Origin of the sequence: Streptomyces sp. NPDC051173, assembly GCF_040689515.1 — a bacterium.
Lineage (GTDB): Bacteria > Actinomycetota > Actinomycetes > Streptomycetales > Streptomycetaceae > Streptomyces.
The window spans coordinates 19,596-40,899 of record NZ_JBFBBD010000034.1; the positions used below are offsets into that span (position 1 = coordinate 19,596).

Sequence of the window (21,304 nt, forward strand, 5' to 3'; positions counted from 1 at the left end):
CCAAGGAGTATCCGTGACCGACCTGGCTTCCATATCCCCGCAGCAGGAGATCGCCCGGGAACTCCAGGTGAGCGCGTCCTTCGACGCGCAGCAGGAGATCGAGCGCCGGGTGGCCTTCCTCGCTGACCGGCTGACCTCCACGGGGCTGCGCTCCCTGGTGCTGGGCATCAGCGGCGGTGTGGACTCCACGACTGCGGGCCGGCTGTGCCAGCTCGCGGTCGAGCGGGCACGCGACGCCGGGCACGAGGCGGCGTTCTTCGCGATGCGGCTGCCGTACGGCACCCAGGCCGACGAGAAGGACGCGCAGATGGCGCTGGAGTTCATCCGGCCCGACCGGGTCCTCACCGTCGACGTGAAGGCCGCCAGCGACGCCGCGCTGGCGGCGGCGCTCGCCGGGGGCACGGTCTTCCGCGACGCGCACCACCAGGACTTCGTGCACGGCAATATCAAGGCCCGGCAGCGCATGATCGCCCAGTACGCGGTGGCCGGTGCGCACGACGGCCTGGTCGTGGGCACCGACCACGCTGCCGAGGCGGTCTCCGGCTTCTTCACCAAGTTCGGCGACGGCGCGGCCGACGTGGTCCCGCTCACCGGCCTCACCAAGCGGCGCGTACGGGCGGTGTCGGAGGCCCTGGGCGCGCCGGCGGCGCTGATCTGGAAGGTCCCGACCGCGGACCTGGAGACGCTGGACCCGGGCAAGCCCGACGAGGACGCGCTCGGCGTCACCTACGACGACATCGACGACTTCCTGGAGGGCAAGCCGGTCGACGAGGCCGCCTTCGAGGCGATCGTCCGCCGCTACCGCTTCACCGAGCACAAGCGGCAGCTGCCGATCGCGCCCTGAGCGGACCCGCCTTTCGTCAACCAGGGTTGACGCCCGCCGTTGTGTCAACGTAAATTGACAGCTATGACCGAGGCAACCGATCTCGCTGAGCGGGCGGGTGACCGTGACCCACGGGTCGGGCTGCGAGCCGTCGCCGCGCTGCGGCGGCTGCTCGAGCAGCTCGAGGCCGTCCAGGTAAGAAGCGCCCGGGTCCAGGGCTGGTCATGGCAGGAGATCGCCAACGAGCTGGGCGTCAGCAGGCAGGCCGTGCACAAGAAGTACGGGAGGCATTGACGATGTTCGAGAGGTTCACCAGCAGCGCGCGCGACGTGGTGAAGGGTGCGGTCGGGCACTCCGAGCGGACCGGGGCGGAGGCCGTGACCGAGGAGGATCTGCTGCTGTCGCTGCTCGACTCGGCGGGCACCACGGCCTCGTCCGCCCTGTCCGCGCTCGGCGTGGACAGGCGCCGCGTGGAGAGGGCGCTGGGGGAGGCCCGGCGGCACGGCGGGATCTCGCGGGCGGACGCGGAGGCGCTGGCAGGTCTCGGCATCGACGTCGCCGAGATCGTCGCCCGCGTCGAGGACACCCACGGCCCCGGCGCCCTGGCCACCCGCCGGCGGCCCAGGCGCCGGCGGCCCGCCGGCCACCGCCCCTTCACCCGCGAAGCGAAAGCCGTACTGGAACGCTCCTTGCGCGCCGCGCTGGCCCGGGACGAGCGCCACATCGGCGATGAACACATCCTGCTGGCACTCGCCACCGGCCCCGGCGTCGCGGCGGACGTCCTCACCGAGTGCGGGGCGTCGCGGTCCGCGGTCGAGCGCGTGCTCGGAGGCGGCGGCGAGCAGCGGCCGATGGCGGGCTGAGTCCCCGGCCTCGATCATGATCACTCCGGGGGAGCCGGATGCCGGGCCGAGGAAGCGGGGCGCCTCGTTCCCTCAGCGGGACAACCGCGACCGCAGCAGTTTCCTGTCCGGCTTTCCCGCCGCCGTCAGCGGGATCTCCGCCACCAGGCGCAGGGTCTCGGGAGCGTAGAGGCGGCCCTTGCGGGCGGTGACGAAGTCCCGGATCTCCTCCAGCGAGGGCCGGTGACCGGCGGCGGGTACCACGGCGGCGTGGACGTGTTCCACCGATTCCTCGTCCTGGCTGCCGTAGATCACGCACTGGGCCACCGCGGGATGGCCCAGCAGCAGTTCCTCCAGCTCCGCCGGGTAGACGTGGCCCCCGACGACCACGATCATCTCCTTGATCCGGTCCACGAGGTAGAGGTAGCCGTCCTCGTCGAGATAGCCGACGTCACCGGTGTGCACCCAGCCGTCCCGCAGCACCTCGGCGGTCAGCTCCGGCTGCTTCCAGTAGCCGGGCATCATGTGGGGCGTGCGCACCAGCACTTCGCCGCGCTCCCCGGGCGGCAACGTGGTGCCGTCGGCGTCCCGGATGACGATCTCCACTCCGGGCGCGGCACGGCCGACCGTCAGATGCCCGCCCCGGCCCGTGATCTCCTGCTCCGCCGGGCCCGATTCGGTGATGTACTGCGCCTCGGCCTGCCCGTACAGGCCGTAGAGCACGGGGCCCAGTGTCCTGGCCGCCTGTCGCAGCCGGGCCGCCGAGGCGGCGGTGCCGCCGTAGCTGATCCGGCTCAGGCTCGACAGGTCGGTGCCGGCCAGGTCCGGGTGGTCCAGCAGCCGGTAGAGCAGCGGCGGCAGCAGCCAGGTGTGGGTGACGCGCTCGCGCTCGATCGTGGCCAGCACGTCCCCGGGCTCGAAGCCGTGCCGCAGGACCACCGAGCCGCCCTGACAAAGCGTCACGTCGATGAAGACCCCCGCGAGGTGGGCGAGCGCGGTGCAGGCCAGAAAGCGGGGCGGGTCCCCGGCGTCGGTGAACCGGTGGTCCAGGCTTCGCCGGTACGAGCCGTGGGTCATCCGGATGCCCTTGGGGATCCCGGTGGTTCCGCCGGTGTGCCGGACGCACCAGTCGTCGTCCGGGCCCACCGGGCTCTCCATCGGCCGCGCCGGGCGCCGGGCGGCCGCGGCCAGTACGTCCTCGGCGAAGCCGCTCGGGCCCAGCGAGAGCATGCCGGGAACGCCGTCGAGCCGCAGCAGTTCCTCGGCGGTGGCGTACCGCCGGTCGTCCACCAGCAACAGGGAGCAGTCCACGCTCGCCATGATGCGGGCCATGGTCGGCGGGCTCATGCCCTCGTAGAGGCCGACCATCCGGGCGCCCGCCAGATTGGCGGCATAGCGGGCGACGAGGGCCTCGGCGGTGTTGCCGGTGAGGAGGGTGACCGTGTCGCCGCGGCCCACTCCGCGCTCCGCCAGCTCTCCGGCGAGCCGGTGGACCCGGTCCCGGAGCTCCCCCGCGCTGATGACCACTCCCTCGGCGGTGGTGACGGCCGCCCGCTGCGGCTCGGCGGACAGCACGTCGAGGACGACCTCGACGTAGCTGCTGAAACGGCCTTCCGCGGCGGCGGGTTGCTGGCTCATGGGCGTCTCCCTTGTCGGAACCGGTGGATGCCCACGACGCTAGTCCTGCCCGCTCATGCCTTCCACGACCGGTATTGCCATGTGCTCATGACTCGGCGGGTATGAACTGTTCCAGGGACAGCTGACGGAAGTCCAGGGCGGCGGGGGAGAGGTACGCGTCCTGGCGCCATGCCAGGGTCAGCGTCCGCTGACAGCCCGGGGCGTCCAGCCGCAGCCAGGCCACCCGCCGGCGCTCGCCGAGAGCCCGACGGGCGGCGGCCGGCATCAGACCGATGCCCAGTCCGGCGCCGATCAGCTCCGGGGTGGCGGATGCTTCGTCACCCTCGCAGACCACCTGCGGTGTGAGACCCTCACGGGCGAAGAGCCGGTCCAGCAGGGTGCGTTGCCAGTGGCCGGTGGGCGTGCTGACGAACTCCTCGTGGGCGAGCTCGGCCACCGCGACGCGCTCCCGGTCGGCCAGTGGATGCCCCAGCGGAACGGCCAGCAGCACCTCTTCCCGTGCCACCTCCACCGAGCACAGTCCGGGTCCGGTCAACGGCTGGGAGGCGATCGCGAAGTCCACCTCCGCGGAGCGCAGATGACGCAGCATCGAGTCCACCGGCGTCTGGAACAGGCGTACCCTCGCCCCTGGGCGGCGCGCACGGAAGTCGGCCAGCACCGGGGCCAGATGAAGCAGGGTCTCGGCGGCCACGGCGATCCGGCCCGGTCCGTCACCGGCGGCATCGGCCATCTCGCGCCGGGCGTCGTCGAGTTCGGCCAGTGCCCGATCGACCCGGTGCAGGAAGGCCGCGCCGTTCTCGTTGAGCCGGATCCGGCGGCCTTGGCGGTCGAACAGCGGAAGGCCGAGCTCCGATTCAAGCCGGATGATGGTCCGGCTCACCGACGGCTGGGCGACCCTGAGTTCCTCCGCGGCCCGGCTGATGTGCTGGTGCCGGGCCACGGCCTGGAAATATCGCAATGACAGCAGATCCATGACGGTAGTCTCGCCCGGACCTCGCGCTCACCCTTGGCACGGGGGCGGCTTCTCGGCTTCATGGATGCGTTCACGCGTCCTGGCCAGTTCCCGGGGGTCCGCCCGGTCCACCCGCCACGGCCTGTTGAGGTGGTCTCCCTCCCGGCGTGGGACGAGATGGAGGTGGAGGTGGAACACGTCCTGCCAGCCGGCCGGGCGGTTCGCCTGGAACAGCGTCAGCCCGTCGGGCGCGAAGACGTGGTCGAGCGTGGCCGCCATACGGTGGGCCGTGCGCATGACGGCGGCCGCGTCGTCCTCGGTCACGGACCAGATGTCGGCGGCGTGGTTCTTCGGGATGACAAGAGTGTGGCCTTCCATGACGGCGGTGCGGTCGAGAAAGGCCATGGTCGCCTCGTCCTCGAAAAGGATTTCCGCGTGAAGGCGGCCGGCCACGATGGCACAGAACTCAACCCCTCCCCAGCACCCAGGATCACTCACCGCGTACCGGACTCGAAGACGTCGCCTACGTCATGTACACCTCTGGTTCGACCGGTGTCCCCAAGCGGGTCGCCGTCTCTCACCAGGCACTCGGCAGGCGCCTCGGCGGACTCGCCCACAGCCCCGGGCTCGCCGCCGGTGAGACCATGCTGGCGCTGACCGCGCTCTCCTTCGACATCTCGTTGGCCGAACTCCTGCTTCCACTACAGGTCGGTGGCGCTGTGGTGGCCGCCCCGGCGGAGGCTCGTACCGATCCGGGCCTCTTCGCGGAGACTGTCGGCACGTACCGCCCCGATGTCCTGCAGGCGACGCCGGGCTTCTGGCGCCTGGTGACCGCCGCCGGCTGGGGCGGACTGCCCGGCAGCCGCATCTGGTGCGGCGGCGAGGCCCTGACCACACCGCTCGCACGGCGCCTGCTGCCCCTGACCGCCGAACTCTGGAACCTCTACGGCCCGACCGAGGCCACCATCTGGTCGAGCGCCCAACGCGTCACCGATCCCGAGGTCATCGACCTGGGCCGGCCCTTGCCGGACACCGGCCTCCACCTCGATCCTTCGCGTGCGCACCAGCTTCCGGAGTCCGACGCCGGCACAGCAGCCGTCCACCCGGCCGACGGCAGTGTCGAGGGCGAGATCCTCATCCACGGAGCGTGCCTGGCCCAGGGGTACATGGACCGGGAAGAACTGACAGCCGACCGCTTCGTCGACCTCGATCTTCCGGAAGGACGACGCCGCTGTTACCGCACAGGCGACCTCGGCCGCCTCCACAAGGACGGCAGACTGGAATTCCTCGGCCGCCTCGACCAACAGGTGAAGATCCGGGGGCACCGGATCGAACTCGGCGACATCGAGGCGGCATTCGAGTCCCACCCGGCGGCACGCGAGGCAGCGGCCGTCCTGCTCCCCGGCGACGAGACAGCCGGCCGCCCCGCGGAAGTCGGCCTGGCCGTCGTCCTCGCCGCGGGCAGGCACGCGACGTCACGCGAACTTCTCAGGTGGGCGACGGACAGCATCCCCCGCGCGTGGACGCCCGGCCGGATCACGGTGATGGGCCGTCTGCCACGCACCCCCGCGGGCAAGACGGACCGGATCGCCCTACGGGAACAGCTGTCCGCGGGGGATGCCGGACCTGGGCGCTGAGTCGTCAGCGGGTGGGATCCAGCGGCCCCGTCGCCGGCCCATGGTCCCTCTCCCGGGACGGCGTCGAAGCGGGGACGTCGCCGGCCACATGGTTGGGGGAGCCGTCCCCGACAGGGAGACCCATCGCCTCCGCCACCTGTTTGCGCAGAGTCGGCAGCTGCTTGTAGAGGGCATTGCCGGGACATTCGGTGGCGAGGGAGGTCCCGGGCTGGTTGAGGTCACGGTGGCCGACGATCGCGGTCATCGGCGGGAGCCCGTACGTGTCGCACAGCCAGGCACACGTGGCGATCAGCGCGTGCCATTGCGCGTCGGGCGGTAATTCCGTGATGTACGTGCCCTCGTTCTCGATGCCGAGGCTGGCGGTGTTCCAATTGGCGACCTGCGCCCCGATGACGTGATCGCCTCTCCGGATGGCCTTGGCGGACCGGTACCGGCCCTCCATGAGGAATCCGCCCCGGCTGATGGTCAATTGCTGACCGATGTCGTTCCACCCGTTGTGGTGCATGTGGTCGTACTGACAGTCCCTGGACAGCTGGAAGGCGTGCTCCAGCGAATAGTCGGTGGTGTTCGGGTAGTCCATGTGGTGCACCACGATCAGCGCCGGTGCGAACGGCTCGACCAGTACGCCGTGCGGATCCGTGGGCGGAACGGCCCGCCACTCCTCGCGCGTGTGGAGCCGCGGGCGGCGTACGCGGCAGCCCTCGGCCGACCCCGTCCTCGCCTGGGCCCGCGCGTCCGGAGCGAGGAAGGAATTCCCGGCCACCACGGCGGCTCCGCCCGCCAGCGCTCCGCTCAGCAGACCACGGCGCCCCATCCAGGATCTTCCGGTGTCTCCGGTCATGGGCCAGCCCCTTCCCTCTCCGGCCGGGGCCCGCCGACGCATGGGCAAGTGGCCGCCGACGGCCCGGCCACGGCGCCCTTCGTATCGACTGTAGCTTTCGCGCCACAGGGTTCGGCAGCCCCGTGAACGCCAGCGTTCGCTGGCACATCCCTTGGCCACGCCCCTTTCGCGCGAGTCGGTGGCAGGGTGCGCCGTCCGGACGCGGTGGCGCTCATGGTGAACCGCCCGGCCGTCGCCCCAACCACCCGCCCGTCACAGCTTTATAACGTCCCGTCAGTTCTCTGGCTGTAACATTTCACATATCACATCATGCCCTCCATGAGAAAAGTCATCGCACTGCTCTCGGCCGCCGCAGCCGTCGCGGCCCTCACCGGAGCGTCTGCAAGTGCGGCGTCCGGCGCCGCCGTTCCTGAGAGCGCCAGGCAGGGCAAGCTCGTCTGGGGCTCCTGCAACGACACCACCACGCCCGCGTTGCAATGCGCGCTGCTCGACGTACCGGTGGACTACGCGCACCCGAACGGCCCCAAGATCAAGATCAAGCTGAACCGGCTCCCCGCCACCGCGCCCGAGGGCAAGCGGCAGGGGCCGATCCTGCTCAACCCCGGCGGCCCCGGGGACTCCGGGCTCTGGATGCCCGCCTACATCTCGGGGCAGCTTCCCAAGGACGTCGCCTCTGCCTACGACTGGATCGGCTTCGACCCACGCGGCACCAACGGCAGCGAGCCCCATGTCGTCTGCGACGCCCACTACTTCGACGCCGAGAGACCCGACTACCAGCTGAGCCAGGGCACCTCGAAGCCCTGGCTGAAGAAGGCCGCCGGATACGCCGCCGACTGCGCGGCCGACTGGTCGTGGCTGCTGCCGCACATGACCACCGCCGACAGCGCCCGCGACATGGACAGCATCCGGCGGGCGCTCGGAGCACCGAAGATCAATTTTTACGGCGGCTCCTGGGGCACCTCACTCGGCTCCACCTACGGCCAGCTCTTCCCCTCGCACGTCCGGCGGATGGTGCTGGACAGCATCGTCGGCCCCACCATCAGCTGGTACGACCACAACATCCTGCAGGACAAGGAGCACCAGCGCCGCTTCGACGCCTTCGCGGCCTGGACCGCCAGGGCCGACTCCGTCTACCACCTGGGCACCGACGCCGCCACGGTCGAGAAGGCGTATTACCAGGTCGAGACGGCCCTGCGGACCGACCCGGTCGACGCCGCCCCGGCCACAGGCAGGATCGGCCCCGCCGAGTTCGAGGACACCTTCTACGGCGGTGGCTACAACTTCCTGCGCTGGCCCCAGATGGCCACCGCGCTCTCGGGCTACGTCACCCGGCACGACACCCGGCCCCTGAACATCGCCTACAACCGCTACGCGGCACCGGGCGCCGACGACGGCACCTTCCCGGCGTACAACGCGGCGCAGTGCACCGAGAACGCCTGGCCACGCGACTGGGAGTTCTGGAAGAAGGACCAGGCCAAGGTCAACGCCGCCGCACCCTTCTACACCTACAACAACATGTGGTACAACGCCGCCTGCATGTTCTGGCCGTACCAGGGCAACCCCGCCGGCCGCATGAAGATCACCGGCAAGGGCCTGCCGCCCGTCCTGCTCTTCCAGGCCACCGAGGACGCCGCCACCCCGTACGAGGGCGGGCTGGCCATGCATGACGCGCTGCCCGGCTCGAAGCTGGTCGTCCAGACCGGCGGCAGCTTCCACGAGATCCTCTTCCACGGCAACGCCTGCCTGGACGACACCTTCACCGCCTATCTCCGTGACGGCAGCCTCCCCAAGGGCAGTGGCCGCATCGCCAGAACCTGCGCTCCCGAACCGGAGCCCACTCCCGTCTACGTGACTCCAACCCCCACGACCAAGAACGCCACCCCGACCGCACCCCTGCGGCCCACCGACCGCGAGGCCACGCACGGCGTCCTGAGGTAGTCGCCGCGCCGACCAGCCGGCGGTCCGACGGCCGTCGGCCTCGGGTCAACGGCCTTGTGGCGCAGTGGCATAGGGCAGCGGGGGAGCGGCCACCGGGACCAGCCCGACAGCCAGCACGAGCACCGGTACGAGCGCCGCCGCGGCGTACACCCGTACCGAGAAGACCTCCCGGTGCTCCTCCCGCCACCCCCACAGCCGGGGCCGGAGCCGCGCGAGCAGCGGCCAGACGGTGAAGACGGCGAGCAGAACCGGCCACAGAGGACCGCCGGTGAGCTGAGCGTGCGCCAGCCACAGGGCCCGGCGCACGCTCCACCCCCAGCCCTCGCCCAGCAGGCGGTACTCGACCGTGACACCGGCGATGTCCAGCGACGTGCCGACGAGGGCGGCAGCGGGCAGCAGCGAGGCCGCCACGAACTGGGCCCGCCGCTCGTCGGCACGCAGGACGCACCACCGTCGCAGACGGACAGGCGGGTGGTGGAGCCGGAGTCCCCGGTGCCGCCCGACCGCTCCTATGCGGCGCAGCGCCCGCAGCACGGCGTCCCGCCCCGCCGCCGCGCTCGCGTACCGGTCGGCGACGAGCTCCGCCGTCCACAGCGCGCCGAGCGGCACGATCAGGAAGTGCGGCACCCGCAGGATCACGAACACGACCTGGGCGAGCAACTCGTGACCGGTCGGTTCACCTACGACGAGCAACAGCGCGGCGGGCAGCAGCCCGCACAGCCCGAAGACCCACGGCCAGGCCCGTAACATGCCGGTGAACGGGCTGCCGAGCCCCGCGACGTGCTGCTCACCGGACCGGTGGTGGGCCAGCTCGTGCAGCAGTGTCGCTTCGGCCGCTCGACGGTCCTCCTCCCACAGCGCGAACAGCGGGCCGAGCCCCGCGACTCTGGTACCGCGCCGGCCACCGGGGTAGACGCGGGCGGGCTGCCCGCGCCGCAGCGAGATCCGCGTCTCCACCCCGGGCGCGTGCTCGGCGACGAACCTCTGGATGCCCTCGCCCGCTCCCACCGCCTCCGGCGGCAGCAGCCCGTAGCGCCACTCGACGAGCCGACGCCGAACCCGGGGCAGGAGCACACCGAGTGCTCCCACGGCCACACACACCTGTGGCAGCACCTGGACCACCGACGTGGCCAGCAGCACCCGGAAGCCCCATGTCGCGGCGACCTGCGCGGAATACGCCCCGTGCCCCGTCAGATCCTTGACCTGGGCCACCCACCATCCGACCGCCGCCGGCACCTGCGCCGCGTACACGGCCGTCACCGGCCACAGCCACGGCGGCGGGCCGGGCGGCCGGTTCATCCCCGGCCGCCACGGCCGAGCAGCCACCGCAGTGCGCGCGGCCTCCGGACCGGCTGCGGGGGCTCCACGGCGACCAACCGGTCGAGGAACGCGGCGACGTCTTCGGGATCGGCGTGCTCGCAGAGCCCCGAGAGCAGCGTGCAGGCGAGCTCTTCGGCGTCGGCGGGGTTCATGCCGCGCTGCCGGAGCCGCTCGCTCATCCTGTTCGCGGCCTCCACGCCCGGCGGTGTCGGCGCCTGGCCCGGATCGCTCCTGTACCGGGACCGTACGGCGACGAGCAGTGCCGTCGCCGATACGGCGTTGCCCAACTGCCGGCTGCCCAGCGCCGCGTTGACCGTCCGGCCCGCCCAGGCCAGGGCGTCCAGCACGTCGGGCAGTACGGTCGTCAGCGAACCGCCCATGCCGCCGGGCGCGTCCCCCGCTCCCCGGAACAGATCCCGCCGCTGCCGGCCCCCGGCGGCGTAGGCCCGGACCACCGCGCCGGCCGGCTCGGCCTCGTGCGGAGCGACGAGGGAGGCTATCCGCGCCCCCCACTGTTCGAGGTCCATCGTGGTCATCTCAGGAGCTCCCGCTGAAGTCGAAGGAGAACTCCACCAGTCCGTCCTCGCTCTTCGCCTTGGCCGTGAGGGACGTGCTGCCGCGGCTGAGGCTCCCCGACAGGGTGGAACCGGTGGCGATGTCGTGCGGCAGTCCGCCGGGCATCTTGCCCAGCTCGGGGCGGCACGGCACCAGCAGGCCGGGCCAGTTGACGAGGTTGAGGGCGGCCCCCTCCTTGACGTGGGTGTCGGTGAGCTCGCCGCTGAGGTCGCTGCCGTCCCAGGACAGGTGCCAGTACGTCAGCAGCAGTTGACCGGACGCGGTCGCCGACGACTGGAGGGAGATGGCGCCGTCCTGAGACGGCGGTCCGACGGCGAGCTGCAGCGTGAACGGGTTCCCGTCGCTCTGCCCGCCGGCCTCACGTGGCTTCCCGAGGTCGAGCGTGGCGGGCAGCTCGTACGTCTGCGCCTGACCGGCCTCGAGGGAGTTGCCGGAACCGCAGTAGTCGTAGGGGGTGGCCGTCACCTTCGCGGTGCCCTGGTAGTGGGCGCCCCAAAGGGAGGACGCGTCGGCCGGGAACGCGTTCGTACCGGCCACGGGTTGCCCCGGATCCACCGCCGGGGCGGGGCGGGGCGCCATAGCGTTCGCGGGGGCCGCACCGGAGAACGCCGCGACGAGCACCAGCGCCAGTCCCGCGGCCACGGTACCGGTCACCCTCCGGCCGGCCGAACGTGACTTGCGTATGCCGAAATGGACGATGAAGACGTCAGGAGGTACCCGCACGGCACCCAACTCCCCCTGTTGGACCGCGAGTCGCCCCGGTGGCGGCCCGGGCGGCCTTGTGGCGGGGACGTTACGACGGCTATGGAACGCATGTATGGCGAATAAGGCACTCTTGACCGTATGTGCTATTCGAGTTCGGGTATGCGAGTGGCATGTGCCGCCTGCGACTGCCCCCCCTGCCCGTGCCGGAGGTGCGACAGCGCACGGCTGGGCACGTCGTGGGTGGCACGGGCAGGACGGGTGGGCGCGTTCACAGTGTTCCGAAACCTGTGACCCTGACGGTCAGCCGGCAGGTCGCCGGGCGGTCGTGGGTCAGTGGCACCAGTGCGACGAGCGCTTTGTCGTTGTGGACCGCCCGTAGTTCACAGTGCAGGGTGCCCGGTGCGGGCGACGGCTCCACGAGTGCCGCTTCGGTGATGCCCAGGACGGTCTCGCCGTACGGCACGGTCAGGACCGTGGGGGAGCCGGGGTCGGCCCAGGCCCGGACGATCTGCTTGTCGCTCAGTTCGTAGGCAGCGGTGAGGTGACGGCGGGGGAAGCGCCTGCGCGGGTCGCCGATGACCACGGTGAACGGTTCCTCGGTTGGGCTCTGCTCCGTCCACTCCTGCCGGACCACGAGACTGTAGGTGCCCGGCGCGGCACCACGGCCCACGGTGAAGCCGCCCTGGAAGAGCCCGGCGGCGGTGCCGGATTCGAACGGCTGCATGGGGTAGGCCCGTTCCGGTCCGCCTTCGCACATGGCCGAGCGGAACTCGGTCTTCTCAAGGCTTGTCCCGTAGGGCAGGCCGATGACGAACAGGGTCGCCTCGCTGCCCGGGGTAAGGGGGTCGGGCCTGACCAGACGGGTCAGTCGGTCGGGGGCGGAGCCGGCGGGTCCGGGCATACCGTTCTTCTCCTCTGCGTTGTCGGGGAGCTCGGCACCCGTGTCAGCTCGTGGACTCGGTGCTTGCCGGGGTGAGGTACAGGTCCCGGTCCAGCAGCCCCTCGTCGACGTGCCGACGCGGGTGGCCGCTGGGGCCGAGGGTGTTGGCATCGAACGCACCGGTCAGATTTGCCGTGGCACCGAAAGCGACGCCGTCGGTGTACTCCGGGTGATCGCGCAGGCGTACGGGAGAGACACCCGTCACCCGCAAGCGGTCGGCAGTGGGGAACACGCGGAGGGTGCCGTAGGAGGTGGGGACGCCTGTCGGTGTCCCGGTTCCGGTGATGACCGTCCAGTACGTTCGGGCGGTGATGGGCGCCGATCCGTCCAGCGCGTAGCCGGCGTCCTTGAAGAGACGCACCAGAGCCGGCGTGGGAGCGGCCCCCTCCAGGTGCTTCTTGTCCTCCGACGCAAGGTAGAAGAGGTGCTGGTCGTTGTCCGCGTTCATGACGCGAAGCCGGGTGCTCATCGTCATGACCTTGTAGCGGCGTGGCGACCCCGGGTCACCGCTGCCGCTGTTGTCGAGCAGCCACAGCTGTGTGGCCGAGATCCGGGCGTTGTCGGAGAGCGGGAAGCCGGCGTTGGCGAATTTGGGTGCGAGAGCGGGGACGTCCTTCTTGTCGAAGGACTCGCGGTCACTGGCCGGGAGGCTGAACAACGGTGCCCCCTCGGCGGTCGCCACGGTGGCGCCGACAGCGGATCCGGAGCGGATCACCGTCTCGGACAGGTCGGCGCCGTGCAGCAGCGCGCCGGAGAGACAGAGGGTGTGTCCGCCCTCGCCCGAGGTGGTGGAGCAGCCGCGCAACTTGGCCTGGATCAGGACCGCGCCCGTGAAGTCGGCTCCGGCGAGGAACGCCTGGCTGATGTCCGTCCCCACGAAGAGACCGCCGGTCAGCACGGCTCCCTCCAGGTCGGCGTGGTCCAGGGTGGCCCTGGGGCCGTGCCAGCGGACTCCGCGAAGATCGGCCTTTGCGAGACCGGCGCCGGATGCCTTGGTGTCCACGCAGGAGGCGCCGTGGAGCACCGCGGGACGCAGGTGCGGGGCGTCGTTGTACACGTCCATGGTGGAGTCGGTGAGCCGGATGTCGTAGGGGCCACCGTCGTTGAGCACCAGCCAGCGCTTCCCGGCCTGCACGGTCCGCATCTTGTCGTCCGAGCGCAGGGTGATGCCTCCTTGGGCGGCGAATGCCGCGATCACCTTGGACGTGACGTAGACCCCGGATTCCAGGTCGCCGGGGGCGATGCCGGTCAGGGGGAAGAGGAAGGCGTTGGCCCCCATGCGCGCCTGGAAGAGGTCCGCGCCGGAGAGGTCGGCCCGGGCGAGGACCGCACCGTGCGCGTCGACCTGGCGCAGGGTGGCCCGGCGCAGCACGGCACCGACGGCGACCGCGTCCCTGAGGCTGGCCCCGGTGAGGTCCACGGAGTCGAGTCGGCAGCGGTCCAGGACGGCTCCCGGGAACTGGGCTCCGGTGAGTGTCAGCTGCCGGAGATCGGCCCCGGTGAGGTCGGTGGCGGAGAAGTTGGCCCCGGTGAAGTCGGTCGGCTTGGTCGCGGGGAGGAAGCCTCGTGCGGAGCTCTGCGACAGTGACAGGCGCCGCGCGCTGCTCGGTGTGCCCCAGGCGAGACCGTCGAGGCCGGTTCCTGTGAAGTTGGCGTCGTCCAGATCGGCCCCCTCGCAGCGGATGCCGGCGAGCGTGGCCCCGGCGAAGCGGGTGAAGTGCAGTGTCGCGCCGTCGAACCGGGTTCCGGTGAGGTCCGCGCCTCGCAGGTCCGCCTGGCTGAGGTCGACCTGTGACAGGTCCTGCCCGGCGAGGTCGACGTCGGAGAGGTCGGCGCCGAACGCGTCCTTGGTCTGTTGGATGGTGGTGAGCGAGGGAGCCAGTGAGGCGGGGTGGAGCAGGTCCGGCATGTCCTCGGACCCCTTGGTGGTCATCAGAGGTGCGACGGTGTCGAGGGTGTAGCGGACCCGCCGTTCCTCTCCCTGGCTGGTGCGTACGGTCCAGCGCTGTTCCTTCCCCACGGTCTCCGTGGTGAGACGCGCGGCCTGGGTGAAGTCGGCGGAGAGGCTGAGGTACCCGAGGGACGACGCCTCGTCGAGGGTGATCCAGAGCGGACCGGGCAGGGCGATCAGCAGGGTGCCGTCGTCCTGTCGGTACCAGGTCACGCGCTCCTCGTCACCCGCGGTCGATGCCATCATCGCGGGGGCGTAGCGCCCGGAGGGCAGCTTGCGGGCGGTGAGGTAGACGGTTTCGCCCTGGGCCGGGTCGGAGCCGAAGGTGAACTTTCCGGCGAAGCGTCCGAGGCGCGTCATACGGCGACCAGCTCCCTGTCCTCCGCGGGGTCCGTGGTCCCGGCAGACCGGCGCCCGTCGGTCCCCGGCGCGGGCCGGACCCGTCGGCTGACGAACTCGATGTTGCTGTCGATCTCGACGTAGCCGGTCTGGATGCGGAGCTTGGCGTCGTCGAAGCGGAAGCCGAAGCCGTCCATGATGGGCAGGGGAACGCCGTTCTGCCCCATCATGTCGAGGGTCTGGGCGTACGCGGTCTCACCCGTGTAGTCCCAGAAGTCCCCGCCGAAGTCCTGCCCTTCGAAGCCGGGCACGGTGGAGGACACGAAGGAGACCTCCGGCGGCTTCTCCGAGACCCGGTGGAACCTGTACTTCATCGTCTGGATCCTGGAGTCGTCGGTTCCCCGGCCCAGCCCGAGGTCGACCAGGCAGTTGGTCCGCTTCATCCGGAAGATGATGTCGGGTTCGCCGTCGTCTTCCTGGATCACCATCTTGAACCGGACGTCCTGGCTGATCACCATGCCCATGGTCTCCGCGGTGTCGGCGATCTTGGAGTGGTGCTCCGCCGGGACCTTGGACTTGATCAGCCGGTCGACGACGGTCTTCCGCTCGGCGAATACCTCTCCGCCCAGGCCCTGGATCCTCTTGACGACGTCTTCCGGCAGCTGTGTCGCCAGGGTGTCCATGACGGCCTTGGTGTAGTGCCAGACCTTCTGGAACGCGGCGACGGGAGCGATGAGCGGGGTCGCTTCGACGCGGAAGGTGCACCAGTCGTACGGTTGCAGGGACGGCAGTTTCCTCGCGTAGGTCTTCACCTTCAGCACGTCGGGGTTGGTGATGCTGGGGTCTCCCGGCTTGACCACCCGGTTGAGCCGCTTGGCGTTGAAGTAGGCCCAGTGCAGGGCGTTGATCTCGTAGTCGGAGACGTACGCCCGCAGATGCTTGCCGCCGGCACCGGGTGGTGTCGGGACCGGCAGGTTCGGCGGTTCCGCGCCGGGATACCAGGTGCCCTGGTAGGCCACCCTTCCGGTGACACCGATGCGGATTCCCTGGTCGTTGTCGGGAAAGGTCACTCCGGAGTCCCCGACGGCGAAGTCGTACGTGATCAGGCCGGGTACCAGCTCGCCGCTCGCCGCGATGGACTTGATGAGCTTGGGCATCACGCCGTTGAGGGCGGAGGTGAAGTCGATGTTCTTGAGGGCGTTCGCGGCCTCGTCCTTGGCCTGGTTGTGATAGCAGTCCCGTCCGCTGTTCAGGATGCTGCCGCCGGGGATGTCGCCGTTCGAGTCGACGGCCGGTGTGCCGATCCCTTCGCAGGTGACGTCGTAGGTGTTGGTCTCCGACCGGTACGCGAAGCCCAGGGTGACCGACGTTTTCAAGGAGGCGACCAGGGGACGGTACTGGTAGTCGTCGGGGCCCATGTCGCTGTAGTAGCACATGTGTGGTGTGCACCTTTCCTGCTGCCAGGTCTCCCTCCAGTTGTAGGAAGCCGCGAAATCCACCGCTTTGAGCCCCACGGAGAACTTGCCGCCATTTCCCTGGGTCACTCCTTGGTAGCTCGGCCGGAAGTCATCGAGCCGGCTGTTGCTCAGGACGATCTGCAGATTGCGGCACCTGGTGCTCGCCCCTGTATCGAAGTTGGGCAGGTTGATGGTCCGGCCGGGCGGCTTGAGTTGCTGGAGCCTCGACATCAGTGACTCGTTCACCAGCCACCGGGTGAAGAACTTGACGCCTTCCGGGCCGATGGCCAGGGTCAGGGCCTGCATGCCACTCCTCTTCTCGCGGCTGTGGGCGGGAAGCCTCGCGGGGTGCTTCGGGGTCGTCACACCGGAAGGTCGTAGACCTGGAGTCCCTCGGCCGTGCGGTACACGCGGTAGACGGTCGGCCCGTCACGCACCTCCCACGATTCCCCCTTGGCGACCACGGTGGCGTAGGCGTCGTTGCTCAGGTCGATACCGCGAGCGGAGAAGTCCTCGGCGATGGCGGAGATGTTGCGGTCGTCGTACCTCTCGCGCGCCCCCAGCGGCAGGCTGAACAGCGGTGGCGTGGGGACCCAGTGGGCGACCGTCGGCTGGGGCGTGCCCTGCTGGGCGAACAGCGTCTCGTAGCCGACCGCGTAGAGACTCCGCCAGATGTCGACGGCCATCGCGCCCGCGGCGATGTTCTGCGGCGTACGGGTCAGGTTGGTGTCCGGGCTGCGGAACAGGAAGCGGCCGTCCGGGCCGTACACCCCCAGCACGTAGTCGCGGGAGGCTGCACCCGGTCCCGCGGCGGAGAGCACATAGATGTGGCCTTGGGCCTCGACCGCCAGGTCCAGGTAGGTCACGGCACTCCCGGTGCCGGTGGCCAGGCCGAAGAAGGACGTGCAGGACAGCACGTCCGTGCCGGTCGAGGAGGAGCGGGCCGGGGCGAGCTTCCAGGCGTCGGTGGAGTCGGCGTCCCGGACCAGCCACTGGCGGCCCGCCTCCTGGACCTCGACGGTGTACCGGGTGATCCGGCGGTACACCCAGAGCTCTTCCTCCTCCAGCCGCACGTCCCAGGCGAAGTGACGGGGGTCGCTGATCCGCCACTCCGCACCGGCCCGGATCACGGCGATCTGCGCACTGACCTCCGGATCGCCCATCCGCTCGGGGTCGTAGGCGAGATGGACGCCCCGCCGGCCCAGGTCACCGATGAGCGGGTCGTGCCGGGGCTCGAAGGCCGCCTTGTCCAGCTGGGCGGTGTGTTCCGTGCCCAGGCGGCAGGCCACGCTGGTGAGAGCGCCGCGCAGCACGGTCCGTACCACCTCCGGGACCGTCCCGGCGTCGAGGTCGGCCCGGACGTCGGCCGTGCGCACCGTGCCGAGCGGGGGAGCGGTGGTGAAGCTCGGCACCGGATTCCCCTTGGTGTCGAAAGCCTGCACCCGGTTGTTGAGGGACTCCAGCACCAGGATCCGGCCGTCCGGCGCGACAGCCATCGCCTTGGGCCCCCGGAGCAGGCCCGCGGAGATGCCCTCGCCGCCGACCATGACTGCCACGGGCGCCTTGCTGTCGTCCTCGCTCGGCGTCTCCGGCAGCTGCAGGATCATCAACTTGTGGTGGCGCCAGGACGCGGCCAGCACCGCCCGGTCGGGATGTACGACCAGCGCGTCGACCGACGGCAGGGGGAACCGTCCCCAGGACGGGCCGGGCAGGGCCAGCGGGAGGTCGCTGCGGCTGTCGAGGGCGACCCTGCGCAGGTGCATCTCCCCGTCACCCCGGGGATCCAGCAGGTAGTTGTCCGGATCGATCGCCTTGCCGCTCTTGGTGCCGGCGGCATATCCGAGGGCCGGGCGCTGGGTGAGCCCGACGTCCGAACAGCGCAGCCGGCTGTCGGGGTCTTCCAGCAAGGAGAGGTTCTGGGCGACGTACAGCTGCTCGTCCGACCCGGGCAACGAGCCGTGGTCGGGCGGCAGGTGCTGGCCGGAGGCGCGCCAGAGGTAACCGATCTGCTGGGCGCTGTTGTTGAGCGTGGCGGAGACCACCTCGCAGAGGTGCTGCCGCCCCTGGCAGTCCAGGTCGGCACGGGTGGCTGTCGGCGGCTCGTCACCGGCCCGCCAGGAGAACCTGCCGTCCTGATAGGCGATCTTCTCCTTGTAGCGGTACTGGGTGCTCCCCGCCAGCGGCACCAGGTGCTCGGTGATGCGCACCGACCCGAGATCGAGCAGATGACCGCTCGTGGGCCTGGTGGCGAACCAGTCGCTCTGCCAGGCACCGGTCAGCCAGCCGCTGTCGCTGTAGACCCCTACGTGGACGCGGGCCCGGCCGCCCGCCGGTACGTCGTCGAACCGCACTTTCAGCGGAGTCGAGTTGGTGGTGGCGGCCATCGCGCCGGTGACCTTGCGGGTGGTGCCTCCCTCGTAGACCAGGGTGGCCTCGTACCGTCGGGCAAGCGCCGGCCACACTGCCGTCTCGGGCTTCCCGGCCTCGCCGTGCCGCTCGTCGGGCAGCACCGTGACGGCCACGTCGAGGGCCCGTCGGGCCCGCACCCGCACACACGCCGGAGAGGACAGGATCTGACAGGTGGTCACCGCCATGGCGCTCGCGTTGAGGGCCACCGCGCAGAGCCGCAGCGTCCACCCCAAAGGGCCCAACGCTTGGGAGACGGTCCCTACGGCCACCTGCTTCACGAGCCACTTCCCCAGCTTCTCCATGCCCTTGCGGAGCAGGAGCCCGCCGATGATCTTGGCGGCGAGGCTGGTGACGTACTTGAAGTTGTACAGCGCCGAGCCCGTGGCGATGCTCCCGCCCGCGATCGCGATGAAGAGGGCGATCGCCGGCATGTAGAGATCGGGATCGCTGACCAGGTCGTGGTAGAGGCTCGTATGGGTGATGGCCGCCCCGGCGGCCAGGCAGAAGACAGGCACGGCGTACTGCCACAGCGCGGTGAGAACGGCTCCGTTGGTGCTGACGTCCCCCACCCAGTCCGAGGTGCCGAAGCTGCCGAAGAGGAATTCCACCGAAGCGGCGTCCGCCAGCGGGACCTCCAGGCGATGCGGGTCCGTCGGCATCGGGATGCCCAGGACGGTGTTGACCGCGGAGACCGCGCTGAGCCCTTCGACCTTCCCGACAGTGCCGCCCTCGGCCCCGAACAGCTGATAGCCGGCGTAGAGCGTACGGAGGTAGTCGTTGCAGACATCGACGCGCAGTGTGTCCCCGGCCGGCGCCCCGCCCAGCGCGACGCTCACACCGTGGTGTTCCGTGCGCTGGTCGAGCGTCCACTTGTACGCGGGAGTGCTCCCGGCCCCCGCCTCCTCGGTGGCGGGGGACCGCGTGCCCATGCCGGACGGCTCACCGCTCTCGCCTGCTGTCGCCCCGGACCGGTGGGTGACCAGCGTCGAGGTCCCCGACGAACGAGACCACAGCCGCCGGCGCAGGCGCGGATCGTCCGCGGCGGTGCGACAGGCTCCCGCGACGGCGGGACCGGCCGCCTCCAGGACGGCGGGCTCGACGTCGTAGGTGTGGATCGTGTCACCGACCTCGATGTCACCCAGCGCGTACTCCGCCGTCAAGGGATTGCCCTTGTGGTCCTCGCAGGGGACGACCGGGGACCACGAGTCACCGGCTTCGCGGATGCGCTTGGCCAGCAGGGACATGGCGTTGTACTGGTCGGGAGCGACCTCGGGATCGGGGAGGATGTGGTCGTGGTGGACCACGGTGGCGGTGTACGGGTCGGTGCTGGCCAGGTCCGCGTAGTGGCCGACCAGGCCGGCCGCGGTGTCCATCGGCGTGATCAGGGTCTGAGCGTCGCGCAGCACCGCCAGCGCGTCGTCCTCCCCGGCCTTCCCCTTCACCGACAGTTCGTGGAAGCCCAGCCAGGCGCCCTTCCCGCTGTACACAGCGGGAAGGGCGCTGAGCCCGGACCGCCGCTGCACCAGGCTTTCGTACGGCTTGCCCGGCATGCGGAAGGCGGTTCGGAAGAACACCTCCAGCTGACGCTCCGGGAAGATCGGCGCGATCAGCACCACCTCGCGCAGCTTGGCTGTCCCCGGCCCCGGACGGGTCACCTTGACCCAGCGGAGCCCGTCGATCGCCGGGTCGTCGTCACGCGGGTCCGGCAGATTGACGAAGTGGGTGAAGACGGACCCGCTCCGCAGCAGGGGAGCTGAACGCAGCGCCCGGTTCGCGTCCCGCAGATTCCGGGTCTTGGCGGTGTGAGCAGCCGGTGTGACCGTCACCCCCGCGTACTCCACCAACAGGCCGCTGGTGTCGCTGAGATGGTCCAGATCGAAGTGAAGAAGCGGCACGAATTCCTCCGGGCAGACGCGGAACGGGAGAAGAGCTCTGTCCACTTGCGCTGATCGGGGTGGTGCGCTCTGCGACGCTTTGGGCTACGGCGCGTCGACAGCGCACGCAGGCTGTCCACGAGACCGAGCGACCAAACACGAAATCTCAATAACTAAGTCGTCATTCGATCGGATCATATGAATAAGGCGTTCAGTTTCCGCCGTCCGGCAGAGGAAGGATTTGCCGCAGCGTCAGATTGTGCTGCCCGTGATGTCCCGTCGCCGGCCACGGGAACCAGGCTCGAGTGCGCCCACCCGGAGCGCGGCCATCGCCGACACGGCCTTCCAGGAGGCGCACGTGCCTTGCCTCCCGGTGTGTGGAGGTCACCAAGCATGCCGTCGAACTCGGGGCGCACACATGTCGAGCGATAATCGGTGGACCCTTTCTGACCCACCGCTTCGAGGAAACGCAGTTGACTCCGTACTCCCTGGCGTTCTACACGGACGTCGTCGCCACCGGAACCGTGCTCGGCATACGCCCGACGGACTCTCCCGACCGTGTCACCGAGGTCCTGGGGCCGGACTTCGGCGAGAACGTTTTCGGTGACCGGAGCATGTGCCGTGACTACGGCCTGACCGAGTTCTTCTGGGACCGCCCCTCCGCGGACCACCCCTGGTCGGGCCACCACCTCACCTTGCAGGTGCACAGGCTCGCGCGCCGGGACCGCACCCTCGTCGAGGAGACGCTCCGCGCTCGCTACGGGCGTTTCGCCCCCAGGCTCCGCTTCGAGAAGCTGCGGCGCCTGCTGGAGCGCCGCGGCGTCCCCCTGGTGGAGATCCCGGACCCGGCGAACGCGCCTTACTACCGGAGGTTCTGGCAGCCCGATTCCGGGGTGTCCGTTTCGGTCATCGCCGGCTATGGGGAGTACAGCACGCCGGACAACCTGAAGGTGGGTGATGTGAACAGCATCCAGGCCTCGGTGGGGGGCGAATAGGCCCGGAAACCGGGTAGGCATGGGGGCGGCCCGGTCGCGTCAGAGCTCCGTGCCCGGGGCCGCTCCC

Annotated in this window: 17 protein-coding genes and 1 pseudogene; 7 read left to right on the forward strand and 11 right to left on the reverse strand. The window is 70.3% G+C overall.

The window, feature by feature from the left end; translation table 11 throughout:
* Nucleotides 1-13: 13 nt before the first annotated feature.
* The 3 genes from nadE (at nucleotide 14) to AB0435_RS19185 (ending at nucleotide 1,686) form a co-directional block, all read left to right on the forward strand.
* Nucleotides 14-844 carry an ammonia-dependent NAD(+) synthetase gene (nadE, locus tag AB0435_RS19175; protein WP_366003435.1) on the forward strand — a complete coding sequence of 277 codons (831 nt, stop codon included), beginning with the start codon at nucleotides 14-16 and terminating at the stop codon, nucleotides 842-844.
* Between the two features lie 63 nt (nucleotides 845-907).
* Nucleotides 908-1,117 (forward strand): HTH domain-containing protein, encoded by a 210-nt coding sequence (locus AB0435_RS19180; protein WP_366003436.1) that lies wholly within the window; start codon nucleotides 908-910, stop codon nucleotides 1,115-1,117.
* 2 nt (nucleotides 1,118-1,119) lie between these two features.
* Nucleotides 1,120-1,686: a Clp protease N-terminal domain-containing protein gene (locus AB0435_RS19185; RefSeq protein WP_366427475.1), complete on the forward strand. Its 567-nt coding sequence runs from the start codon at nucleotides 1,120-1,122 to the stop codon at nucleotides 1,684-1,686.
* A 72-nt stretch (nucleotides 1,687-1,758) separates the two neighbouring features.
* On the opposite strand, the gene AB0435_RS19190 is transcribed toward AB0435_RS19185, so the two are convergent.
* From AB0435_RS19190 to AB0435_RS19200, 3 genes are all read right to left on the reverse strand, one after another.
* Nucleotides 1,759-3,303 (reverse strand): AMP-binding protein, encoded by a 1,545-nt coding sequence (locus AB0435_RS19190; protein WP_366427476.1) that lies wholly within the window; start codon nucleotides 3,301-3,303, stop codon nucleotides 1,759-1,761.
* 85 nt (nucleotides 3,304-3,388) lie between these two features.
* The gene (locus AB0435_RS19195) at nucleotides 3,389-4,276 is read right to left on the reverse strand and encodes a LysR substrate-binding domain-containing protein (RefSeq protein ID WP_366003441.1); all 888 of its coding nucleotides are present in this window, start codon (nucleotides 4,274-4,276) and stop codon (nucleotides 3,389-3,391) included.
* Nucleotides 4,277-4,303: 27 nt separating this feature from the next.
* Nucleotides 4,304-4,708, reverse strand: coding sequence for an HIT domain-containing protein (locus AB0435_RS19200; protein WP_366427477.1), 405 nt, complete (start codon nucleotides 4,706-4,708; stop codon nucleotides 4,304-4,306).
* 47 nt (nucleotides 4,709-4,755) lie between these two features.
* Here AB0435_RS19200 and AB0435_RS19205 point away from each other — a divergent pair.
* Nucleotides 4,756-5,409, forward strand: a pseudogene (locus AB0435_RS19205) (AMP-binding protein); the annotation flags it as partial.
* Between the two features lie 12 nt (nucleotides 5,410-5,421).
* On the forward strand, nucleotides 5,422-5,892 hold the full coding sequence (locus AB0435_RS19210) for a hypothetical protein (RefSeq protein ID WP_366427502.1): 471 nt from the start codon (nucleotides 5,422-5,424) through the stop codon (nucleotides 5,890-5,892).
* A 4-nt stretch (nucleotides 5,893-5,896) separates the two neighbouring features.
* Here the strand turns inward: AB0435_RS19210 and AB0435_RS19215 are convergent, their stop codons facing one another.
* Entirely contained in the window at nucleotides 5,897-6,733 is an 837-nt protein-coding gene (locus tag AB0435_RS19215; RefSeq protein ID WP_366427478.1) for a peptidoglycan recognition family protein, read from the reverse strand.
* Nucleotides 6,734-7,051: 318 nt separating this feature from the next.
* On the opposite strand from AB0435_RS19215, the gene AB0435_RS19220 reads away from it, so the two are divergent.
* Nucleotides 7,052-8,671 carry an alpha/beta hydrolase gene (locus AB0435_RS19220; protein WP_366427479.1) on the forward strand — a complete coding sequence of 540 codons (1,620 nt, stop codon included), beginning with the start codon at nucleotides 7,052-7,054 and terminating at the stop codon, nucleotides 8,669-8,671.
* Between the two features lie 45 nt (nucleotides 8,672-8,716).
* Here AB0435_RS19220 and AB0435_RS19225 read toward each other — a convergent pair whose 3' ends face one another.
* The 7 genes from AB0435_RS19225 to AB0435_RS19255 form a co-directional block, all read right to left on the reverse strand.
* On the reverse strand, nucleotides 8,717-9,970 hold the full coding sequence (locus AB0435_RS19225; RefSeq protein ID WP_366427480.1) for a hypothetical protein: 1,254 nt from the start codon (nucleotides 9,968-9,970) through the stop codon (nucleotides 8,717-8,719).
* Entirely contained in the window at nucleotides 9,967-10,527 is a 561-nt protein-coding gene (locus AB0435_RS19230; RefSeq protein ID WP_366003449.1) for a hypothetical protein, read from the reverse strand. Before AB0435_RS19230 ends, AB0435_RS19225 begins: the two co-directional genes overlap by 4 nt.
* A gap of 1 nt (nucleotide 10,528) precedes the next feature.
* Nucleotides 10,529-11,209, reverse strand: a complete 681-nt coding sequence (locus tag AB0435_RS19235) for a hypothetical protein (RefSeq protein WP_366003450.1) — start codon at nucleotides 11,207-11,209, stop codon at nucleotides 10,529-10,531.
* Between the two features lie 331 nt (nucleotides 11,210-11,540).
* Complete coding sequence (locus AB0435_RS19240; protein WP_366003451.1) at nucleotides 11,541-12,173, reverse strand: hypothetical protein; 633 nt, start codon at nucleotides 12,171-12,173, stop codon at nucleotides 11,541-11,543.
* A gap of 43 nt (nucleotides 12,174-12,216) precedes the next feature.
* Nucleotides 12,217-14,523 (reverse strand): pentapeptide repeat-containing protein, encoded by a 2,307-nt coding sequence (locus AB0435_RS19245; RefSeq protein ID WP_366427481.1) that lies wholly within the window; start codon nucleotides 14,521-14,523, stop codon nucleotides 12,217-12,219.
* Nucleotides 14,520-16,265: a hypothetical protein gene (locus tag AB0435_RS19250; protein ID WP_366003453.1), complete on the reverse strand. Its 1,746-nt coding sequence runs from the start codon at nucleotides 16,263-16,265 to the stop codon at nucleotides 14,520-14,522. The genes AB0435_RS19245 and AB0435_RS19250 overlap by 4 nt, the downstream gene beginning before the upstream one ends.
* 56 nt (nucleotides 16,266-16,321) lie before the next feature.
* Nucleotides 16,322-20,263, reverse strand: a complete 3,942-nt coding sequence (locus AB0435_RS19255) for a hypothetical protein (protein WP_366427482.1) — start codon at nucleotides 20,261-20,263, stop codon at nucleotides 16,322-16,324.
* A gap of 452 nt (nucleotides 20,264-20,715) precedes the next feature.
* On the opposite strand from AB0435_RS19255, the gene AB0435_RS19260 reads away from it, so the two are divergent.
* Nucleotides 20,716-21,237 (forward strand): hypothetical protein, encoded by a 522-nt coding sequence (locus AB0435_RS19260; protein WP_366427483.1) that lies wholly within the window; start codon nucleotides 20,716-20,718, stop codon nucleotides 21,235-21,237.
* Nucleotides 21,238-21,304: the final 67 nt, after the last annotated feature.